We start from the raw sequence: 19,474 nt of genomic DNA on the forward strand, positions 1-19,474 counted from the left end.
CTGCTGGAATGATCGGAGCAGGATTGTCGACGGATTTTTTTGTGCCGCGCTGTCCGAGTGACAGGCAAAGGCTTAGGATTCGCTACGCCACGCCGATCACAGAAGTGGTGCCGGTCGTTCGTACCTTCGACAGACGTGGTGCCCCTGGCCGGCAGTCGCCTACCCCCGTAACCATCTGGATTTAAGATCATTTTGGTAGTCAATTGCTGCCGATACCAGCAGAAATACCAGCAAGATGACGCGCGGCGTCAGCTGGCGAAAATAAAATAGCGGCTCCACGGCAGCAGGCACGCCCCCTTGCCATTCCGGTCTCCAAAATCGCCCCGACCGGCATCGAACCCGGCTCCGACTCGAAGTCCCGGCGGGACGCGACCTAACCCAATATCGCGAGGTTTAGGCGCGGGCCTTTGTCACGTGCACGCGAAACCAGGTATCGAAAACGCGGGATCGCGCGACGCCGATCCGCAATCTGCTGGGCGTCCAATGACTAGAGCGTCCTAATGTCCGAAAACACCGAACTGCGATACTGCCGCCGGCGGTGACCACTGAGCCCACGTCTTCCGCTCGACCGCGTCGACCCTGCTCAACCAGGAGGGCGCGTACGACGGTGATGTAGTGGAAACCCAATTCGCCCACGGAGGAAAAAGCGGCGATGGCGCGACAAGGGTATGCGGCGCCATTTTGGCAACGGCGACAAGAACGACATCCACGGCATCTACAACCGCACGGACTATTGGGCCGAGCGCGTGCGCTTAATGCAGAATTGGGCCGAACGCATCGATGCCCTGCTCGACGTTGAGCCCGCGGTCCAAGGTCGGCGGCCTAGTTTGCTCTCGATTCGACCCTCGGCAACGAGGCGTGATATTCGTCCACGCTGTCGAGGTCGATCATGGTCTTGCCTCCCATCTTGTAGGCCCTGATCCGCTCCAATGCGATCAGCTCATAAGCCTTAGTCTTTCCGAATTTGCCATAGCGGCAGCCGTCCTTGAAGTCGACGAGCCGGCGCCGCTTGTTGTTATCATTGTCAACCATGATTCCTGCATATGCTTCGATAATCTCCGCCACAATCGGATCGAGCCCCGCTGAGCGAGATGGGCATTTCCATGGCGCGACGTTGGTGTCGACGCGGGCTTACCAAGAAGCCGTTGCTTTTGTGGTAGCTGACGAGGTTCCTGCTGATCTGTTTCGACGCCATCTGCGCGTAACCCAAACGCCCGGGATGCATTGATCTATGTCGTCTTCGGTGCCGAACAAAAGGCTCTCTGATGCCGCCGCTAACTCCTGCGCGCTGTAGAGTGCAAATCGGACGGACCGGAAGACATGTTCGATCAGCTTGACCATGTGTCCCACTCAAGCTCTGCCCGTTGTTCGCCGCGTTCCGAAGTCCTTCCAGCGTGCGACGGACATAGATCGGCTTCAAGCCGACCAATCGGTCCACGTTCGCGGCGTAAGCCTCGGGATCGCTGCCTACCGCGTTCCGCAGCTCGTGCGCGAGCGCCGTGACGGTTTGCCGTTGCGGCCCCGCGTAGGGGTAAGGCCTAGACGCGCCACGATCTTGCGGACCTGGTTTTGGTGACTGAACCGTGGCTTTAGGGCATTCGTAGCACGTAAATCCTGTGCATCGATTGCCGCGCTTTCTCAATTTGCTCCGCGGTCTTCGAATCTTCCGCAGCTTTGACATCCATGGGTGTTTCGAGAACATGCCGGAGCAACGAGTCGAGTTCTCGAAGCGCGTGGGCGGCGACGGGTCTCGCTACCCGCAATTCTCATGCTCCGGTCGCCAAGCGGCAAAAATCCGCGATTGCACTTCCGAACAGTCGCTAAAGCAGGGTCGAGCTATCCTGCTGTTTCGGCGCAAGATCGAATGCGTTGACAGATGTTTCCGACATAGGTTTCGCTCGTGAGCGACGTCGTTGCCGCGGAGCCTCGTTGTTTCTCTTTGCTCCGCGACAACCGTTCAATCAATTCAAATCAAATCCGCGCAAGCGCGATGCATTGCGACTTGCTGCGTTTTGTCGGTCGGTAGCACGCTGCGGCACTAAATGCCGAGCAGCTTGGCAAGGCGCGCGAGGCGGTTCGCAAGCTCGGTCCTTGGCACGAACACAAGCGGATCATTGTCGAGCTTCAACAGGCCTGCGTGGAGATCGGCAAAGGTGATGTGGCCGCCCGTTTCAAGCTGGTCGCTGACCCAGAGCACGCCGTGCACTTCAATTCCGATTGTGCTTGCGCGATTGCGGAGGCCCTGGTCTCCAGTCAGAAGAATGCTGCCTGGTTGGCTTTCCGCAAGGGCCATGCTCAGGCAGTCATTGAAGGAAAGCGCCGGATATGCGGACCGAAAAGTAAGAGCGCGCGCGACGCCCTCTGCCGGAAGGTCGATCACATGCAGCCCGCGCTTGGTCATATCCTCGATCTCCGCACGAGTAAAATCAGTCAGCTCACTATGAACCAACGGGAGCGCGATCTGAAAGGAATAAGGAAGAAGCAGAGTTGCATGGAGCAACCCTGCTTTTCTTAAGTCGACGAGGCACGACGTATCATTGACGATGATTCGCATCGGCTAGGGCTGCCCCCCGGATCGCGAATTCGACATCGTGAGCCGGTTTCTGAAGCAGCATCGAAGCCTTTGGAAGGGCAATGAGTTGCTCGGCCAATGCGCGGTAGACCAGCTTTTCGAAACGCTCCGGCTCTTCATCGCGCGCTTTTTCGCCCTGCTCAAGTAATGCATCGGGCTCGTTTGACCGCCAGGTCCGGGCCATAGTCTGAAAGAGGTAAGTGAGATAGCCGTCGCGAATTATATTGAGATCGCGCAAGCGAACGATTAACGCCGCAGCGGAGACGCCATAGAAATGCTTGGCGCTCTTGATCTCGGCATAGGCCAGCGCGTGCCGCTCACGACCAAACTCCTCCCGGAGACTGCTCGCCGGCATCAAAAACGCCGAAGCAAAACGATGCATCGCCTTTTCGTAATCAAGGTCATTCTTGGTACCGCTCATGAGACGATGGCCAAGCTCGTGGCAAAGGGTGAATCGCCGGCGTTCCAGGGTGATGGCGGTGTTTACCACAATTACGGGTAGAGAAGGCAAGCCGTTTGACCGCTTCACCTCGCAAGTAAGCCCCGAGAAGTTTGACGGCATATCAAGCGCCAGAACCTTGATCCCCTTCTCTTCAAGAAGCTTCGCGACGCCTGGAATAGGCTCGATGCCAAGCTTCCAGTCGGCGCGAAGCTGGTCGGCGATGGCCTCGGCTTCATCGTAGGACCCAACAATGTGTGGCCTGTGGTCGGCGAGGTCATGAATCTCGCTCTGCAGTTCGAGAATGGCCTCGATTGCAAGGTAGCGCTCCACCCGGTCTATGACGGCGGCCTCTACCCTTGCAGCTTCTTTGACTCTGGTTTGGGCGTCCTTGCGAAACTCCACGCCGCACAACTCGGCGACCTGAGTGCTAGTCAGGAAATCAAGATCGACATTCAGTGCGTCGCCGAGGGCGACCAGGACGCTCGAACTCGGGAACATCTGGCCTGCTTCGTATTTGCCGATCGCCTGCGCGGTGACGCGGTTCTGCAAACGAGCTGAAAGCTCGCGAAGCGATAAGCCGGCACGCTTGCGCGCCAGCTTCAGTCTTTCCCCAAACATGCATCCCTCCGCTCCTTCGTGGTGGTTGACAAAACGTATTTTATTTGCATCAATGTAAACCATTGACATGGGATAGTCAAGTTTGGCTCCCATGGGAATGACCGTCTCGACGGTAAAAAGTAAACATGAATCAGTGCTTTAGCTCTCAGTCCGTTTGAGTGCGAAATCGGCCAAAGCCGAATCACACCAAGCGAATTGTCAACCAAAGTGCTGATTCTGGCTAGTCAAGCAAGGAGATAGGACATGACTGCCAACAATGGCTCGGAGCTGACGCCGGATAAGGTGCTCGGCGAACTTCGCGAGGTGCGGCACGACCTCGCCGAAGCAATCGCCGAGGAGCATCGCGCCGAGGTCAAGATCGAGGCTGCCGAGGAGCGGATCGAGGAGATCGAGGAAGAACTGGCGCGCGAATCCAAGATCAAGGTCAACGGCCGGACCCGCACCGTCGAAGGCCGCATGGTCTCGTATGAAGAGGTCACGAAGCTCGCGTTTCCGAGCGGCCCGACGAAGCCGAACACGAAGTTCACGGTCACGTTCCGGAACGCTGCTCAGGTGCCGGCGATGGGCGAGCTGGATGCCGGGCAGAGCGTGAAGGTCAAGCCCGGACATAACCCGATGAACGAGACAATCTTCAATGTCACGGAAACTGTTCTCTCTTAACGAAGATCTCCGGCGGCTTCGCGGCGACGGCTATTTCGTCCGGGTCATTGACGAGAAGTTCCTGACCGTTCAGGTGCCTTACGTCAATGCTCGCCGCGAGGTCGCATGGGGAACGCTCGTGACGCCGCTTGAGCTTGCCGGCGACGTCACGCGCAAGCCGGTCCAGGATCATGTGGTCTATTTCGAGGGCGAGTTTCCCTGCAATGCGCAGGGAGAAAAAATGAATATCGGCGGCGAAGGCGAGCGCCGCGAAATGGGGCCGGGCGTCTTTGTGCGGCACAGCTTCTCGCAGAAGCCCGACGGCGGCTACGCCGACTACTATCACAAGATGACCGTCTACCACGCGATCCTGGCGGCTCCGGCCGGCGTCATCGATCCGTCCATCAAGTCGCGTCCCTATACCGCGCCCGAGGATGATGATCCGGACTCGATCTTCGAGTACCCCGACACCGCTTCTGGCCGTTCGGGGACGGCAGCGCTTGCGGCCCGGCTCCAGAAAGATGTCGTTGCCCTGATCGGGCTGGGCGGCACGGGGGCTTACGTTTTCGACAAGGTGGCCAAGACCCCTGTCCCTGAAATCCGGTTGTTCGATGATGACGACTTCCTGAATCACAACGCATTCCGGGCGCCGGGCGCGCCGACGATCCAGGAGCTACGTGAAGCGCCCAAAAAGGTCGATTACTTCAATGCGCTGTATTCTCGCATGCATCGGGGGATCAAGGCACATCCGGTTAAGCTCGGCGCACACAACGTGCATTTGCTCGATGGCGTGACCTTCGCCTTCATCGCCATGGACGATGGTCCCGACAAGCTGGCGGTTATCGAGAAGCTCGAGTCGATCGGCGCATCGTTCATCGATGTCGGGATGGGATTGACGCTCGAAGACCTGTCGCTTGGCGGCATTTTGCGTGCGACGCTATCGACGCCCGAGCGTCGCGACGTCGTGCGTAACCGGGTCTCCTTTGCGCCGAAGGAAGCTGGCGGCGTTTACGAGACCAACATCCAGGTTGCGGACCTGAACAGCCTCAACGCCGACCTCGCCGTCATTCGGTGGAAGAGGCTGCGCGGCTACTATCGCGATCTCGAAAACGAGCTGCATATGAGCTACACGACTGACGGCAATATGCTTTTGAACAGCGACCAAACATGATCCGCTATCGTCGACTTGAGCACAGGTTCGTCGACGACATACCCGAGCGGTTGGACGGCGGTGTCCTTTACGTGTCTATGCGCTATGCAACCGTCATGCATCTTTGCTGTTGCGGCTGCGGACGCGAAGTGGTCACGCCGCTTGCCCCGGCGCAATGGCGGCTGACTTTCGACGGCGAGAATGTCTCTCTTCACCCATCGGTTGGCAGTTGGAATCTGCACTGCCGTTCGCACTATGTCATTAGGGGTGGACAGGTCATTGAGGCCCCGCAGTGGTCGGACGAGGACGTTGCCCGAGGGCAAGCGCGCGACAAGCGAGCGAGAACCGCGCACTATGCCGCCAAAGCGGGCGCAGAGCTTGGGACTAAGGCGATAAGTCCGCCACAAGCAGAGCGCAAAGGTTGGTTCGCCAGAATTGGTGCTATGTTGACGGGATGGCGCTAACGCTTACTTATGCGCCTTTAGCGACGATTAGCGCAAGTGTTCCGCCTTCACCATCATAGCGATATTTGATGATCGATCCGCCTTCAATCTGACAACGGCCTCACTGATAATGGATCGCGGCAATAAGAACCATTCGCTCGGTCGCATCCGCTATGCAGCGATTCTGCCTCCCTCGTCTTCGCCGCGAACGGCTATCTTCAGCGCGTCGTCGGGTAGGGGTCGCTGCACGGCCTTCGCCTAATCCGATGGAGCGCGCCTCCAAAAGCCGCGATCCTCCTCGGTGGTCAGGATCACCAGCATGGCCTTCGAATGGATCAGCTCGACGAGGGCGTTCGGCGACGTTGTGAGGAACCAGTTGACGAGGTGAGGGCCCGGGATAGGCTCCGACTTGGTGCCGCGGTCGCCTTGGACTCGGTCCAGATGCCGGCGAAGCAGAACAGCGGCCGGCCTTCCTTCGAGCGCGAACCAAACGACGTCTTTCTTCTTCGTCTTCGGATTTGGCTCGGGCGGGGATACTCGGCGAGACTGTTCGCAGGCACGAGGCAGCGGCTCTCCCGCTTCAGCCAGCCGCCCCAATGCGGCGACGACGTGTTGCGGATGTTGGAGACCGGCGGCCGCCCGTCTTCGGTGGGGGCGGCATGTCCCAGCGCATCAGCACCATCTCTTCGGCGTCGTCGACATTGCGGATCACCGGTGCCGGATAATCCGGAAACACCGGGCCAGGTGGGCGGTGATGGTTAGATTTGACGCAGCAACTCCCCTCTCCGTCAACTGGCCCACGCGTTCCTGACTTTGGTGCGCTAAAAAACTAGGTCGCTTGCCGGATTGGCGGAGCCAGTGCTCGCACGGAGTAATCCTGGATCTCTGCGCGAAAGACAATCCGGCTGCACAGGTTGCGCAGGGATTTCCAGAGCATCGCCGATTCATAGTCTTCCAGCTCGGGTGGGATGTGGTCGAGAAGCGTGTCAGCACAGACTACGATCAGTCGCTCCTGCGTGCGCGAGAAGGCGACGTTCGCGCGGTTCAGATTCAGGATGAAGCTTGCCGCTGCTCCAATGGAGTGGGGGTCGCTTTCGGTCCCGGACACGATGATTGCGGGCTTCTCGCCGCCTTGGAGCCGCTCGACAGTATCGATGACGCTGACATTGAGTCCTTGCGCATCAAGCGCCGTTCGCAACAGCGCACGTTGCGCCCGATGCGGCGTGATCACCGCGATCGAGTCCGCGTCCTGTCGGGCGGGAGCGGCTGCGACGATCTCCCTGATGATCTCCCCCTCCACCGCGTTGCTATGGCGTGAGCCTCGCTCCGCATGAACAATCAGCACGAGGCCGGCAGGGTCGCTCCATACGCGCGCCCAGCCATCTTCATTGCGGACGCGGCGCGGTGCTGGCTGCGGCGCAATGTCGCTCCCTTGGAGTTCAATTTGATCAAGATCATAGACGCGCGCGATCAGCTCGCGGATGAGCGGCGGCAGGCGAAACGTGAATGTCAGCGCCGATTGCCGTGCCGCCAACTCAGTTACGCCGCCTTCAGTAATGATCCGCAGCACCGCGTCATAGGCACTGTTGAAGGGCTGGTAGTGCTGCATCGGCGGACGATCCTCTTGCTCCCAATCATGCGCAGAGATTGGGGCGAGCTGGCGATTGTCACCGGCAAGCATAATCTGGCCGGTCGGCCGCACCAGGCTCGCCAGCGCAAGGAAATGAGGAAACAACATCATGCTGGCCTCATCCACGACCAGCACGTCCGCCTGGAATCCCACGGCACCCTGCGAGAATGGTCTGCGCTGCGACAGCTCCTCCGCCATCTTCAACAACGCGCTCGTCGTGCCGCCGATCACCAAGATACCCTGGCCAAGCCAACCATTCACGCGTGTTGCCGAAGGCCTCGCAGCAAAGTTTTGGATCCCGTTCGCATCGGGCGGGGGATCGCTTGAGTGCACCTTGGTGACGATGATCGGCCCCGGGTCTAAGCCCTGCCTCCTCGCCTCGCGCTGAAATGAATCGCTGAAACGTTGCAGCCTCTCGATTAGCGTGTCGACAGCACGGTGCGTGTGCGCTGCCAACAGCACGATCGAGCCCGTCCGAAGGCCAGCAGCCGCCCTGGCCAGCACGGAGGTGGCGGTGGTCACGGTTTTGCCCGTTCCAGGCGGGCCTTTGAGCAGCTGGACTCGGGTGGCGAGCCCCTCAAGTACCGCGTCGCGCTGATCGTCTGTGAGCCTCGCCCGCAATCTTCCATGCGGTGCCTCCCACTCGCTGACCGCCCGGCGTACCCGATCGGCACGCGCCGGGGGGAGGGGTGGTTGGTCGGGAATGCGCGGAGTCTCAGGCTCGAACCAGTCGTAGACGTGCCGACCGCGTCCCGAGCGAAGGCGCTGCTCCACACGGCCTGCGACAAAGTCCGACGGGCTCTCGTCGATAGTCGCAAAATCGAACACGGCCGCGTTCGCATTCGGCTTCCAGCTAGCCAGAATGTAGGTGGAGGCTTGTTGCGCCATCGGGCTCAGCGTGACGCGACCGTGGACCCAATCGACGCTCGTGATTGTGCAGGTGATCCCGCCTTGCAACAGCTGCCGAATCGTTTGCCCCCGATTCGGATCGCCTGCACGTGGGCTCAGCCGAACAAATGAGCCTTCATCGACAGAGCTGCGCAAGGAAAGCTCCTCGGCGGTGAGGCCGAAGGGGCCGACGTCGAATAGCGCCGTCAGCTCACGGTCCGAATCCGCTCGAACGCTTCGCACTGGGATCGTGCCGCCACTCTGGACTCGGGCGGCGGGCGGCTGGATGTGGATCGTGATCCACTCCGCCATGCGGACGTGGTGATCGAGGAGGAGGAAGTCGATTGCGGCGCGCGCGGTGCTGTCGATTCCAAGCTCGAATTCCCGGAGGCGCGTGATGTCAAGTGGTGGCTTTACTATCTCGTCATTCTTGAACCGGATGCGCTCCTCAAGCCAGCGAAGAGCATGCACGCGCGCCGCTTGATAGGCACGCATCAGACCTGGCCGCTCGGTCACGCGCTTGTAGCGCTGGATAGAGCTGCGCACGCGTGCATCGGTGATCGCCGGATCGTCCGCCGCCGGCAGCTCATCCCACACGGCCCGCCAGTACGGCGCGCTCAAGCTGTCATGAAACCGGCTCCGTATCTCGAACCGATGCCGCAGGGCTGTGCTGCGGTCATCGCGGGCCCAGGAGCCGTCGGTTGCAATGCCGAGCGTCGATTTGAAATCGAAGATGTCCTGCTCAAAGACATGGTCAAGATCGACGCGCGCCCCCGCCACCCTCCGCGTCCAGTGATAGCGCTCGCCAAACCAACCCAAGGAGGTGGCCACGCACAAGCCGCGCCCAGTCCATCCCAGGGCATAGCGGGTATCGATCTCGGTCTGCACCGACGAGAAAATCAGCTGCTCAAGACCTTCCCGACATCCCAAGAGTTCGCGCAAATGATGGAGCAGCCGCGAGCCGCCCCGCGTGCATGCCTCGACCAGTTGCGCCATCTCTGAGCGCGCGTAGACATAGAAATGAACGGGAGCCTGCTCGGCCTCCGCGACTTCCGCGATTGCGTCAAACAGGTCAGACAGGAACTGCTGGATCAACTGGCGCTCAGAGGCCATATCTTCAACATTGTCACCTCGCCACGGCTGGGTCTGAAAATGCAGTATGTCGCGAGAGGAAGTCGCAAGCGCGCGCGTTGCATATTGCGCACGCTGCCCGTTTCCTGCCGGCACAGTTTGGCGTCGCTCGACACACTCAGTTGCCGGCCGGAACCGCTGCGTTTCCGGGTCTTGCTCAAAAGGCGTATGGACCTCGTGATCGCTCGCGGTTACATGCGCAGCGATCGCCCCAATCCGGTTCTCCGCATAATCATAATCAACCGCGAGATACACCCGCACAAGACGGCGGCCTTGCATCACATGCGGCGGGAGCTGGCCCGTGCCGGCATTCGGGAGCGGCTTGACCTGATAGTTATCGGGATCATCCTCCCCGCGCGGCAAGGTCGAGCGCCGCGCGGCAGCCAGCGCGACGAGCTGCCCGAGGTTTTCGTCGAAACCTTCCGCCTGCTTGATGCGCGTTGCGACGTCGGAATCGAGGGCGAGACGTGCGAGTTCATCGATCGTCGCCACACCTGCCGCGCGGATCGCGCGGCAGATTGCCGGCGAGACACCAATCAGCTCCAAGCGCCGCTGCCGCGCGCTCTCCGGCAGGCAATGGACGCTGAACACGCAGCTGTCGCATTTCTGGTTAAGCTGAAAGTCAAGCGCATCCACCTCTCTCCTCATAATCGAGGCGAGCAAGCCATCGTCGGCAAGAAGACGCCCCACGTCAGAGAGTTCGCTCTCAAGGCTGAGCGCCCGCAGCTCCAACAATCGCTGCGGCTCGTTCGTCACCTCGTCAATCCGGGCGACACAACCCTCAACCGCGTCGGGGCCAATCTCGCGCCCAGCAATGATGATGGGCGCCTCACGCACAATCTGGCGCAGCATCGTTAGATAGAGCGCGAGCTGAATGCGATGATAGGTCCTGTCCTTCCTGCTCGCCTTCGCCTCGACAATGCGCAAGCGGGGCGTCCCACGATCCCAGAGCACGAGCACAAAATCCATGCGCCCGACCGCTTGGAAGGGCCCGAAGTTGCCGGTTAGCTCGATCTCGCGGCCATACGCAGGGGTATCCGCCTCAAGTTGCTCCAAGCTCGCCCGGAACTCCGCCCAATGGACGGCGCGACTGCCCGGGCCCCGCTCATCAGAGCGCGTCAAGTCGACCAGGCCCTCCGCCCGTAGCGCGGTTTCCCACCCGTCCTCGGCCTGCCGCCCGACCTCCTGTAGGACCGGGTCGAGGGTGTTGAACAGCCGTTCGGAGAACGGCACGGACCGAGCGACTTGGCGGTTGTTCAGCCCAAGCTTGAACCGTCGCTCGCATCCCTGGAAGCGAATGAACTCGCCAATCTCGCTGACGCGAAGAGGCACGAGGGGCATGATCTACCGGCAGGAAAGCAAGAGGTCTTGGAGGGTAGCGAAATTCTAGGTCGTATGCCCCCAGCTTCCAAGCGGATTTCTGTTGGAATTCCAAGCCTTGAACCCAAAATTGCGGCTCAAGCCTGTCTCGTTGGCCCAGGGCCGGAGCCGCCGCTCATTTTGCGCTGCGGGACTAGGCAGCCCCGTTCCATAGCTTTCACGCTTATGCCAAGGTTGTGCGTGCTTTTCTGCACGGCTTTTGGGTGCGCGCATGGCTGTCGATTATGCGAAGCTTAAAGAAGAGAACGTGATCCGCTACGGCACCGATATTGGCCGTATCGGTGGCATGCTTCTCGCCAATCGCTACGACAAGCGCACGCATTTTATCTTCGAGCTGCTGCAAAACGCCGAGGACGCGCTTCGCCGCCGCGCGGGGTGGGCAGGCTCACGGGCGGTCACGTTCGCTCTCACCGCTGGCGAGCTGCGCGTTTCCCATTTTGGCCAGCCGTTCGATGAGGCCGACGTGCGTGGCATTTGCGGCATAGACGAGAGCACGAAAAACCGCGACATAACGGCCATTGGCCGCTTTGGGATCGGCTTTAAGTCGGTCTACGCCTTCACGGATCTGCCCGAGGTTCACTCGGGCTCCGAAGCCTTCGCGATCAAGAGCTATGTATGGCCCATCGAGGCGCGAGCGCGAGACCGGGCGCTAGATGAGACCGTCATCATCCTTCCGCTTCGGCTCAAGGATCAGGCTGGCCCTCACGAGATCGCGCTTGGCCTTGAAAATCTCGGAGCGAGGCCGCTTCTCTTCCTGCGCAATGTCAAGGAGATTTCCTGGAGAGCTGATGGAGGCGTATCGGGACTATATTTCCGGGAAGAAGCGCAGCAGCTCGGCGATCATGTGCGCGAGGTCGTGCTCATGGGCGAGCAGGAAGGGAGGGAGGATGTCGAGGAGCGCTGGCTCGTGTTCTCACGCGAGGTGAGCCACGACGGAGCCCCGGTCGGCCATGTCGAGATCGCGTTTGCGCTGTCTGCACGCAAGCTCCTCGAGCATCGTTCGGTTCGAGCTCTCGCGGAGTCACCGCTCGTGGTGTTCTTCCCAACAGTCTTGCCGACCCATCTCGGCTTCCTCATGCAAGGCCCTTACCGCACCACGCCCAGCAGAGATAACGTACCTCCAGACGACGCTTGGAACCAATATCTCGTCACGGAGAGCGGGCACCTCCTACTTGAGGCGCTGCGATGGCTCGCAGCTCGGCACCAGCTCACGACCAGCGTGCTGAAGTGCCTGCCGCTAGATCGGGAGAAGTTCTCAAGCGGTCTGCTCGCGACCTTGTTCGAGACCGTCAAGGATGCGCTTAAGTCAGAGCCACTCCTTCCGTGCATCGGGCGCAGCTATGCGCCGGCCTCCAACGTTCGCTTGTCGCGCACGCAAGAGTTACGGGAGTTGTTCGAGCCCACGCAGCTAGCCGACCTTTATCAGTCCAAAGCGCCGCTCCAATGGCTTAGCGAGGGAATAACCGCCGACAGGACCCCAGAGCTGCGGCAATATTTGCTTGCGGAGCTTGGGGTTCCAGAGGTCACGCCGGAATCGCTGCTTCCTCGCCTGACCAGCTCGTTCCTCGAGCAACAGCCCGATGCTTGGATCGTAAAGCTTTACACCTTCCTGAGCAATGTGCCGTCACTTGTACCGCGCCTTGATCGCGTGCCGCTCTTGCGCCTCGAGAGCGGCTCCCATGTTCGCGCGACGATCCGAGGCGAGCGCCAAGCCTTCTTGCCAAGCCAGAACCGAACCGGCTTTCCCACGGTGCGGCGAGCGGTCTGCGCTGATCCGCAGGCGAGAAAGTTCCTTCAATCGCTCGGCCTCACCGAGCCCGACCCTGTTGACGACGTCATTCGCAACCTTTTGCCGCGCTATGAGGCGGGCGAGGCTGATCCGGCGACCTACAATGCCGACATGGCGCGGATCCTTCGTGCGTTCGGCACGGATTCGAAGATACAGAAGGAGAAGCTCGTCACCTCGCTCGCCACGACTGCGTTCGTGCGCACGACCGACCTCGGAGATGGCTCATCCCACCTTGACGTCCCAAGCAGCCTTTATGTCACCGCCGGCCGCCTGAAGGACCTGTTTTCGGGCATCTCAGGCGTTCGCATCGTCGACGACACCCAGGCTTGTCTCCGCGGCGAGGAGGTGCGCGACTTACTAGAGGCCTGCGGTGCGACACGGTACATCTACCCACTCTCGATCACGCCTGACCTCAGGTGGGATGAGAAGCTGAAGCTACGACGTGACGGCGGCTGCGAGGACTACACCGCCGAGTATCCCGTGCAGGACTACACGCTGCGAGGTCTCGACAAGCTCCTCCGTCAACTGCCCACTCTCGACCGCGCCACACGCGCGGCCAAGTCAGCGATGCTTTGGGAATGCCTCATCGAGCTTGAGGATCGACGCGGCCATGCCGTGTTCAACGCGCTCTATCGCTGGAAATACGTGCAGCACCGCAGCGTGACCTTCGATTCCGCCTTCGTCCGGCTGCTCAACACTACCGCATGGGTCGCCGGCAATGATGGTGAGCTGCATCGCCCGTCAGATGTCCTCTTCGACACACTTGGCTGGCGCACGAGCTTCTTTCTGCCCACGAAGATCTACTTCAAGAGTCCCGTAGTTGAGGAACTGGCACGGGAAGCGGGGTTTGAGCCCGAGGTCCTCGACCTCCTGAAGCAGCTCGGGCTCACAAGCGTCGCTGAGCTGAAATCACGCCTCCAGGTCGAGGAGGGTAAAGGCCGCGAGGTCGAGCCAGTTCCCGAGCCTCAGCTGACGAGTGACGAACAAGGGTCTCGGACAACAAGCTCGCTCTCTGGGACGGGCGGCGCCGGCCAGCAGCCCGCTTCAGGAGCGAGCCATGGAGCCCCCGCCAATAACTACGTCGCCGGGCAACGCCAGACAGGTGATCGCCTCGATGGAGCAAGGGCCGGATCAATAGCCAGTCAAGACCAAGAGCCGTGGCCAAGGCAGCCAAGTCATAACCGTGAGTTCATCTCCTACGTTGCCGTCCAACCCGAGGTTGACCACGCCCGTGATCCCGATGGGCTTGAGCCCGGAGAGCGGCTCCGTCTCGAGGCGGTTGCGATCGATCTCATACGTCATCGTGAGCCCGAGCTTGAGGCCATGCCCACTGGGAATCCAGGATTCGACTTGCTCGGGAGCGATGCGAGCGGCGAGGCAGCGCGCTGGGTTGAGGTAAAGGCTATGACGGGAAGCATGAGGGACCGGCCGGTCGGCCTATCATCGGCTCAATTCCAGCTCGCGTTGCAGCAAGGCGAGCGATATTGGCTTTACGTTGTCGAACATGCCGATAATCCGGCGCACGCTCGCATTGTGAAAATTCAGAACCCGGCAGGACGGGCAGCCACCTTCACCTATGATCGGGGGTGGGTTGCAATCGCCGATATTGATGACTTGCTTGAGAAGGCTTCGTAATCTCCCCAAAGTCCCTTTATCTGAGCCGGACATGTCCTGCGAAAGCTGCCTTGCTCATGCAAAAGGCCGAACTGAAAACCCATGACACCGACCACTTCAGTGTGAGAGTTTCGAGATCAGATCGTATGAAGAGAAGATTTCGAGCGCCACTTACGCTTTCTGAGCGGATGGCGCGAATTCGAAAGATCGACACCAAGCCGGAGCTGGCTGTACGTGCGATCTTGTACGCGCGCGGATTCCGATACCGTCTGCATCGGAGAGATCTTCCGGGTAACCCCGACATCGTTTTTCCAAGCCGGCGGAAGGTCGTACTTGTGCATGGCTGCTTCTGGCATCGGCACGACTGCCCGTCGGGGAGGAAGTTGCCAAAGTCCAACGCCCAATATTGGGTGCCGAAGCTCCATCGCAACCGAGCCCGCGACGAGCAAAACCTTTTGAAATTGGAGGCCCTTGGGTGGAGGACGATGATCGTCTGGGAGTGCGAGATGTCTGATTTGGAAGCTCTGGAACGCCGACTTCTCGGCTTTCTGCGACTATCGCGCCGCAGATCTACAAACGATCGGCACGGAATGAACCACCCTGCGTCCAGAAGACTTTGCAAGAGTCCCGTTGTGCTTTAGTGAAGGAGGGATACTCGATTCGAAATCTGGTACACTAAAGCTACGGCGTATTCATATGCTTAAAGCTATCAGCCTGTTTACGGGGGCCGGCGGGCTTGATCTCGGATTTGAAGCCGCAGGCTTTAAGACGTGCGTAGCTGTCGATATCGACCCTGTATGCTGCCGAACTCTCCGTCTGAACCGAAGCTGGCCTGTAATTAATGACGATCTTGGAGCGGTCTCGTCCAAGCGTCTCCTTGGCATCGCTAAGATCGCTCCAGGTGAAGCCGACGTTCTCATCGGCGGACCACCCTGCCAGCCGTTCTCAAAGAATGGGTACTGGGCGAACGGTGATGCGCCGCGATTGAGCGATCCCAACGCAAGTACGCTCGATGAATACCTTCGCGTCCTAAGGGATACCCGTCCCAAGGCGCTGCTGCTGGAGAATGTCTACGGCTTCGCATATTCCGGAAAACGAGAAGGGCTTGATCGTATCCTTGATGGCATTCGAGAAATAAACAGGAAAGCAAAGACACAATACAAGCCGGTCTGGGCCGTTCTTGATGCGTCACGGTATGGCGTGCCTCAACGTCGCGAGCGCATCTTCATCATCGCCAGTCGCGATGGGCGCGATTTTAAGTTCCCTCAACCCACACACGGCGAGAGCGATGAGGAGCTCCCGCTTGGCTTGAAGCCATTCCATACCGCTTGGGATGCAATTGGCGATCTTCCTGAGCGTCCGGATGATCCTGAACTTGAGTTGACCGGCAAATGGGCAGGACTTCTTCCGAGTGTTCCCGAGGGGCAAAATTATCTTTGGCACACTCCGCGTGGAGGCGGCCTACCTCTCTTCGGGTGGAGAACGCGGTACTGGAGCTTTCTCCTGAAGCTAGCCAAGGATAAGCCGTCATGGACCATCCAAGCTCAGCCCGGACCCGCTACCGGTCCATTCCACTGGACCAATCGAAGACTGTCCACCCGCGAACTTGCACGCCTGCAAACGTTTCCCGACAGCTTTAGATTTGATTGCGATCGTGCCGAGGTGCAACGAATGCTCGGGAATGCTGTTCCTTCGTTATTGGCAGAGGTGCTTGCGCGAGAAATTCGTCAGCAGCTACTCGATGCGCCTATGCGAGCGAGTAAGCTCAAGCTTATGCCGCCACGGCGACGATCCACACCTCACGCGCACGCAGTCGCACCGGTCAAACAGGCATATCTCGCTTTGAAGGGGGCTCATCCTGATCATCCCGGGGTCAAGCTTGGACCTCGTGCAAAGCTGAGAGCGATCGAATTTGCGGGGTCGTAGGCTATCAACCGAGCAAGGGGAGGACGCCCCGTTAGCTCGGCAATTGCGGCAAGAGGCTCTGCTCGGCGGCCCCAATGTCCCTTGCGAGCCCAGCCGGATCAATCGGCCTGCTACCACTTAGGTCAGAAACAAACCGAGCTGACGAAACGCCGTCGGGCAATGGCGGCCGAATCGCAGGAATATCGCCTGAGCGATAATAGCAGACGGACTTCCTGGCGAGCGCCTGATCGAAACGCCACGACATTGCTTGAGGCAACGTGTCCCCCAAGCTGTCCGCAACAATTGTTCGCAGACGCAAAATCTCTGCTGGCCTGCTAACGAGGCGTGCCTCAATGGCGTCCAAAAACTCAGCCAGCGAGATCCCGCCACCCAGTCCTTCTATCCAGACAGACGCAATTATTCCTACCATCTCGGCCGGAGGGTTTGCCTGCTCAAAGGAAATCTCATGCACCCTCTGCCGATGGCTTGACGCTTTCACGTCGAGCCGTACCCTACCAAGGGCGAAATCAAACCGCTCATCAGGGTCTGACCTCCAGGCCGTCACGGCCGCGGCGGCATCCTCCGCCCCCTCAATGACTACGAGTTCTCCGAGCAATCCGACTAGTGATCTACGAGAGGGATTGCGCAGCTTTTGAAATAAGTCAACGACGTTACGCACCACCTCCTCAACCCTGCTTGTAGAGGGGCGATCACCGAGGAGTGGAAGCAGTGACTCCATCACGCTCGCGAAGTATGCTTCTACGTTTCTGTCCTGATTGGTGCACGTGACGACAGTTAAAGTCTGCTTGGCAGGCGGTGTTCCCGGCTCCGTGATCTCGCAAGGCATCGAGAACATTGCCTCAATGCCCGCGAGCCGAAGCGGAACTGTACGACCGATTTCGGAGGTTGCAACGAGAATTGCTGAATGGCCCCGACTGTCTCGGCCCACGTAGAACGACGATGCATCCTCTAGCCTTTGCACGTTGAAGACACCTTCTCCCGATGAAGGAGTGATTTCATCCAACAGCTGCCGCAGGCGTCCGATCATGATTTTGCCCGCTGGCCTCGCTGCACTTGCACAAGCCAGTCGGTCGCCAAGTTTGTCGGAACGTAAACCGTTATCAAGGGAGCAGATTTCGCGACAATCTTGCCTTTGTACTTCAAATCATAAGCATGGATTTGCAGGGTCACTTTGTCTTTCGCCATGAAAGCGGCGTCGCCGGGATAGCTCTGGCCACCGCCTGCCGTAGCCGTGCGTCCCTGTTGGAAGTTCTCTATCTCACCACGCTCGTTCATCAGCTCGCGCGTACCGCCAGCATCGGGTCGCATGCGGTAGACTGCAGCAGTCGCATTGGGATCTTGTCGAAGCCCTTCGCCCAGCGTGATCAGCAACCCCGTGAAGCTCGCCGTATCTCTAGGATCTTCAAAGCTGTATTCCACTAACGCATCGATTATTTTCGAAAGAGGGACATCGTCGTCGACCTTGTGCTGTTGCGCTGTCGATTTGGCCGAGTAGCTTGTGTCATTCTGGAGGTTCAAGTCAGCCAGCAGTCGATGCAAGACGCCCATGTTTGCCGTTCTTGCATCCGGATCGGCGATCGTTCCTCTTTGCCGCGTCCACCCTCCCGCAGCGCTGCTTCTGGTGTACGGGTCCGAGATTACCGACCTACGGCACGGGTTTAGGCCCGGATCAAGAATGAATCGACGCCGCCACCTGCGAAGGCTCTCGCCCCTTTGAGCTACACGCTGCAATTCGCCACGCATGAGTTGTTCGTGCTCAACGTAGTCTTCGTAGGCAGTCTTCAAATCTTGTTCGAGGTAGACGCGGCAAATGCCAAAGTAGCCACGAGCTCTGGCATATCCAAAAAAACGTGCACGCTGCTGTAGCGTGTCCGCATTCCCAACTCCCATGCCTCTCGGCATGTACGTAACAGTCAGGGAATCCACGGTGAAGCCGCGGTCCACTGCCTGTCCACCTACCAGAATCCAACCTTCGGCGTGTCTCCATTTTATCTCCGGAGTTTTCGTTCCGCCGCGTGTATTAAATTCTATAACCGTTGTGTTCCGGAGCGCACGCGGAAGCTTGTTTATGATTTCGTCGAAGCCTGGAAGGTTGTCCGCCGTGACTCTTAGTTCGCCGTATGCCTTCTTAAAATCGCTGATCAGCTCCTGCTTGTCGGGATCGCCGTCCGGCTCCCGAAGAACGCTGCTCCACTCGGCAATTGCCGCGCTCGCCCAGCCAGCCGCAGCTTGATGCATCACCTGCTGAAATCCTGGATGGATGAGCATGGATCTCCGAGGGGCCTTCGCGATCAAGCTGGAAGCCAGCCCAACGAAATACACTCGAATAGCTTCGAGCAAGCTCTCAGGCGGGTCAGTCGGAAGCGCGTTGACCTGCAAAAGATCTTGCGGGGGAATAACTTTGATGTGGGGGCTGTTTGGCGCAAAAAATGCTGCGCCCCCGACGTACCCGTCTCCGGGCTCGAGCACGTGCACGAAATCCGGCGATAGGTTGTCTGCAATATTGATCAGGAGAGGCGCTTGCGGGGTAGCCGTATACTGAAGAAAGGTGTGACACGGGATTGCTGCGCGCAATTCCTTCAAGCGGCTATACGTAGGGCTTTCTCTTCCCTGCTGCACTTGCGTGTTTAGGCTTGCTTGGTCGGCTTCGTCATCGACGATAAGAACTGGCACGTTCCGCAAATCGATCTTCTCAAGTAAGTCCGTCAATGCAGCCAGACGCTGGCCTTGCTTAAGGACGGTCAGAAGCACCGTCGACTTTTCATCGGCGTCGAGGGACGGGTCCTGCCAGTTCTCTATCGATTGGCGGATTAGCTGCTCATATTGGCTGTCTTCCTGCGGATTCTTTGCCATCTTCCAAGCTGGAAGACCTTCACCGCTTTCCACGTCGAGGTCGCGAGCGAGACGATCATGAGATTGATTGAGAAGATTGACTTTGTTTCCAGCGATCACAATGACCAGGGGAAATCCGTTGTCTTTAGCAAGGCCAATCACGGTGGTGAATGATAACGTCTTTCCGCTCTGTACGTACCCTACCACCAAGCCGGTCGTCGCGTCTTGCGGCTTTGATGGATCGATCCCTTTTCCGAGTATCTCGGCAGAAGTCTCAATGAGCCTCTCCTGAGCACGCTGATCAAGATTGCTTCGCTGCGCAATGCCGGCGGCCTGATCACCCTCGACAGGCATCCAATTCATGCCCCGCTTTAGCGGGCAACTTACAGCCGTCACGACAATATCGGATTTCTTGTCCAT

The 19,474-nt window shown here is 59.2% G+C and carries 12 protein-coding genes and 1 pseudogene; 6 read left to right on the top strand and 7 right to left on the bottom strand.

Annotated elements, in window-relative coordinates:
* Positions 1-822 precede the first annotated feature (822 nt).
* From P6U25_RS05425 to P6U25_RS05435, 3 genes are all read right to left on the bottom strand, one after another.
* Positions 823-1,032, bottom strand: coding sequence for a hypothetical protein (locus tag P6U25_RS05425; RefSeq protein ID WP_407150444.1), 210 nt, complete (start codon positions 1,030-1,032; stop codon positions 823-825).
* A gap of 1,006 nt (positions 1,033-2,038) precedes the next feature.
* A complete protein-coding gene (locus P6U25_RS05430; protein ID WP_407150445.1) occupies positions 2,039-2,554 on the bottom strand; it encodes a type II toxin-antitoxin system VapC family toxin in 516 nt (171 codons plus the stop codon).
* Positions 2,535-3,632, bottom strand: coding sequence for a helix-turn-helix domain-containing protein (locus tag P6U25_RS05435; RefSeq protein WP_407150446.1), 1,098 nt, complete (start codon positions 3,630-3,632; stop codon positions 2,535-2,537). The genes P6U25_RS05430 and P6U25_RS05435 overlap by 20 nt, the downstream gene beginning before the upstream one ends.
* A 243-nt stretch (positions 3,633-3,875) precedes the next feature.
* Between P6U25_RS05435 and P6U25_RS05440 the strand changes: the two genes are divergently transcribed.
* The 3 genes from P6U25_RS05440 (at position 3,876) to P6U25_RS05450 (ending at position 5,885) form a co-directional block, all read left to right on the top strand.
* Complete coding sequence (locus tag P6U25_RS05440) at positions 3,876-4,292, top strand: multiubiquitin domain-containing protein (RefSeq protein ID WP_407150447.1); 417 nt, start codon at positions 3,876-3,878, stop codon at positions 4,290-4,292.
* Positions 4,267-5,442, top strand: coding sequence for a ThiF family adenylyltransferase (locus P6U25_RS05445; protein ID WP_407150448.1), 1,176 nt, complete (start codon positions 4,267-4,269; stop codon positions 5,440-5,442). Before P6U25_RS05440 ends, P6U25_RS05445 begins: the two co-directional genes overlap by 26 nt.
* 95 nt (positions 5,443-5,537) lie before the next feature.
* Positions 5,538-5,885, top strand: coding sequence for a DUF6527 family protein (locus tag P6U25_RS05450; protein ID WP_407152428.1), 348 nt, complete (start codon positions 5,538-5,540; stop codon positions 5,883-5,885).
* Positions 5,886-6,035: 150 nt separating this feature from the next.
* Here P6U25_RS05450 and P6U25_RS05455 read toward each other — a convergent pair.
* A pseudogene (locus P6U25_RS05455) lies at positions 6,036-6,600 on the bottom strand (SOS response-associated peptidase family protein).
* Between the two features lie 93 nt (positions 6,601-6,693).
* Positions 6,694-10,854 carry an AAA domain-containing protein gene (locus tag P6U25_RS05460; protein WP_407150449.1) on the bottom strand — a complete coding sequence of 1,387 codons (4,161 nt, stop codon included), beginning with the start codon at positions 10,852-10,854 and terminating at the stop codon, positions 6,694-6,696.
* Positions 10,855-11,104: 250 nt separating this feature from the next.
* On the opposite strand from P6U25_RS05460, the gene P6U25_RS05465 reads away from it, so the two are divergent.
* The 3 genes from P6U25_RS05465 to P6U25_RS05475 all read left to right on the top strand — a co-directional run bounded on the left by P6U25_RS05465 (position 11,105) and on the right by P6U25_RS05475 (position 16,222).
* The gene (locus P6U25_RS05465) at positions 11,105-14,317 is read left to right on the top strand and encodes a DUF3883 domain-containing protein (RefSeq protein WP_407150450.1); all 3,213 of its coding nucleotides are present in this window, start codon (positions 11,105-11,107) and stop codon (positions 14,315-14,317) included.
* A 167-nt stretch (positions 14,318-14,484) separates the two neighbouring features.
* Positions 14,485-14,937 (top strand): very short patch repair endonuclease, encoded by a 453-nt coding sequence (locus tag P6U25_RS05470; RefSeq protein ID WP_407152429.1) that lies wholly within the window; start codon positions 14,485-14,487, stop codon positions 14,935-14,937.
* A 55-nt stretch (positions 14,938-14,992) separates the two neighbouring features.
* Positions 14,993-16,222 (top strand): DNA cytosine methyltransferase, encoded by a 1,230-nt coding sequence (locus P6U25_RS05475; protein ID WP_407150451.1) that lies wholly within the window; start codon positions 14,993-14,995, stop codon positions 16,220-16,222.
* Between the two features lie 31 nt (positions 16,223-16,253).
* Here the strand turns inward: P6U25_RS05475 and P6U25_RS05480 are convergent, their stop codons facing one another.
* On the bottom strand, positions 16,254-17,249 hold the full coding sequence (locus P6U25_RS05480; protein ID WP_407150452.1) for a PD-(D/E)XK motif protein: 996 nt from the start codon (positions 17,247-17,249) through the stop codon (positions 16,254-16,256).
* Positions 17,246-19,474, bottom strand: coding sequence for a Z1 domain-containing protein (locus P6U25_RS05485; protein ID WP_407150453.1), 2,229 nt, complete (start codon positions 19,472-19,474; stop codon positions 17,246-17,248). The genes P6U25_RS05480 and P6U25_RS05485 overlap by 4 nt, the downstream gene beginning before the upstream one ends.

Source organism: Bradyrhizobium sp. ORS 86, from assembly GCF_045571475.1.
Lineage (GTDB): Bacteria > Pseudomonadota > Alphaproteobacteria > Rhizobiales > Xanthobacteraceae > Bradyrhizobium.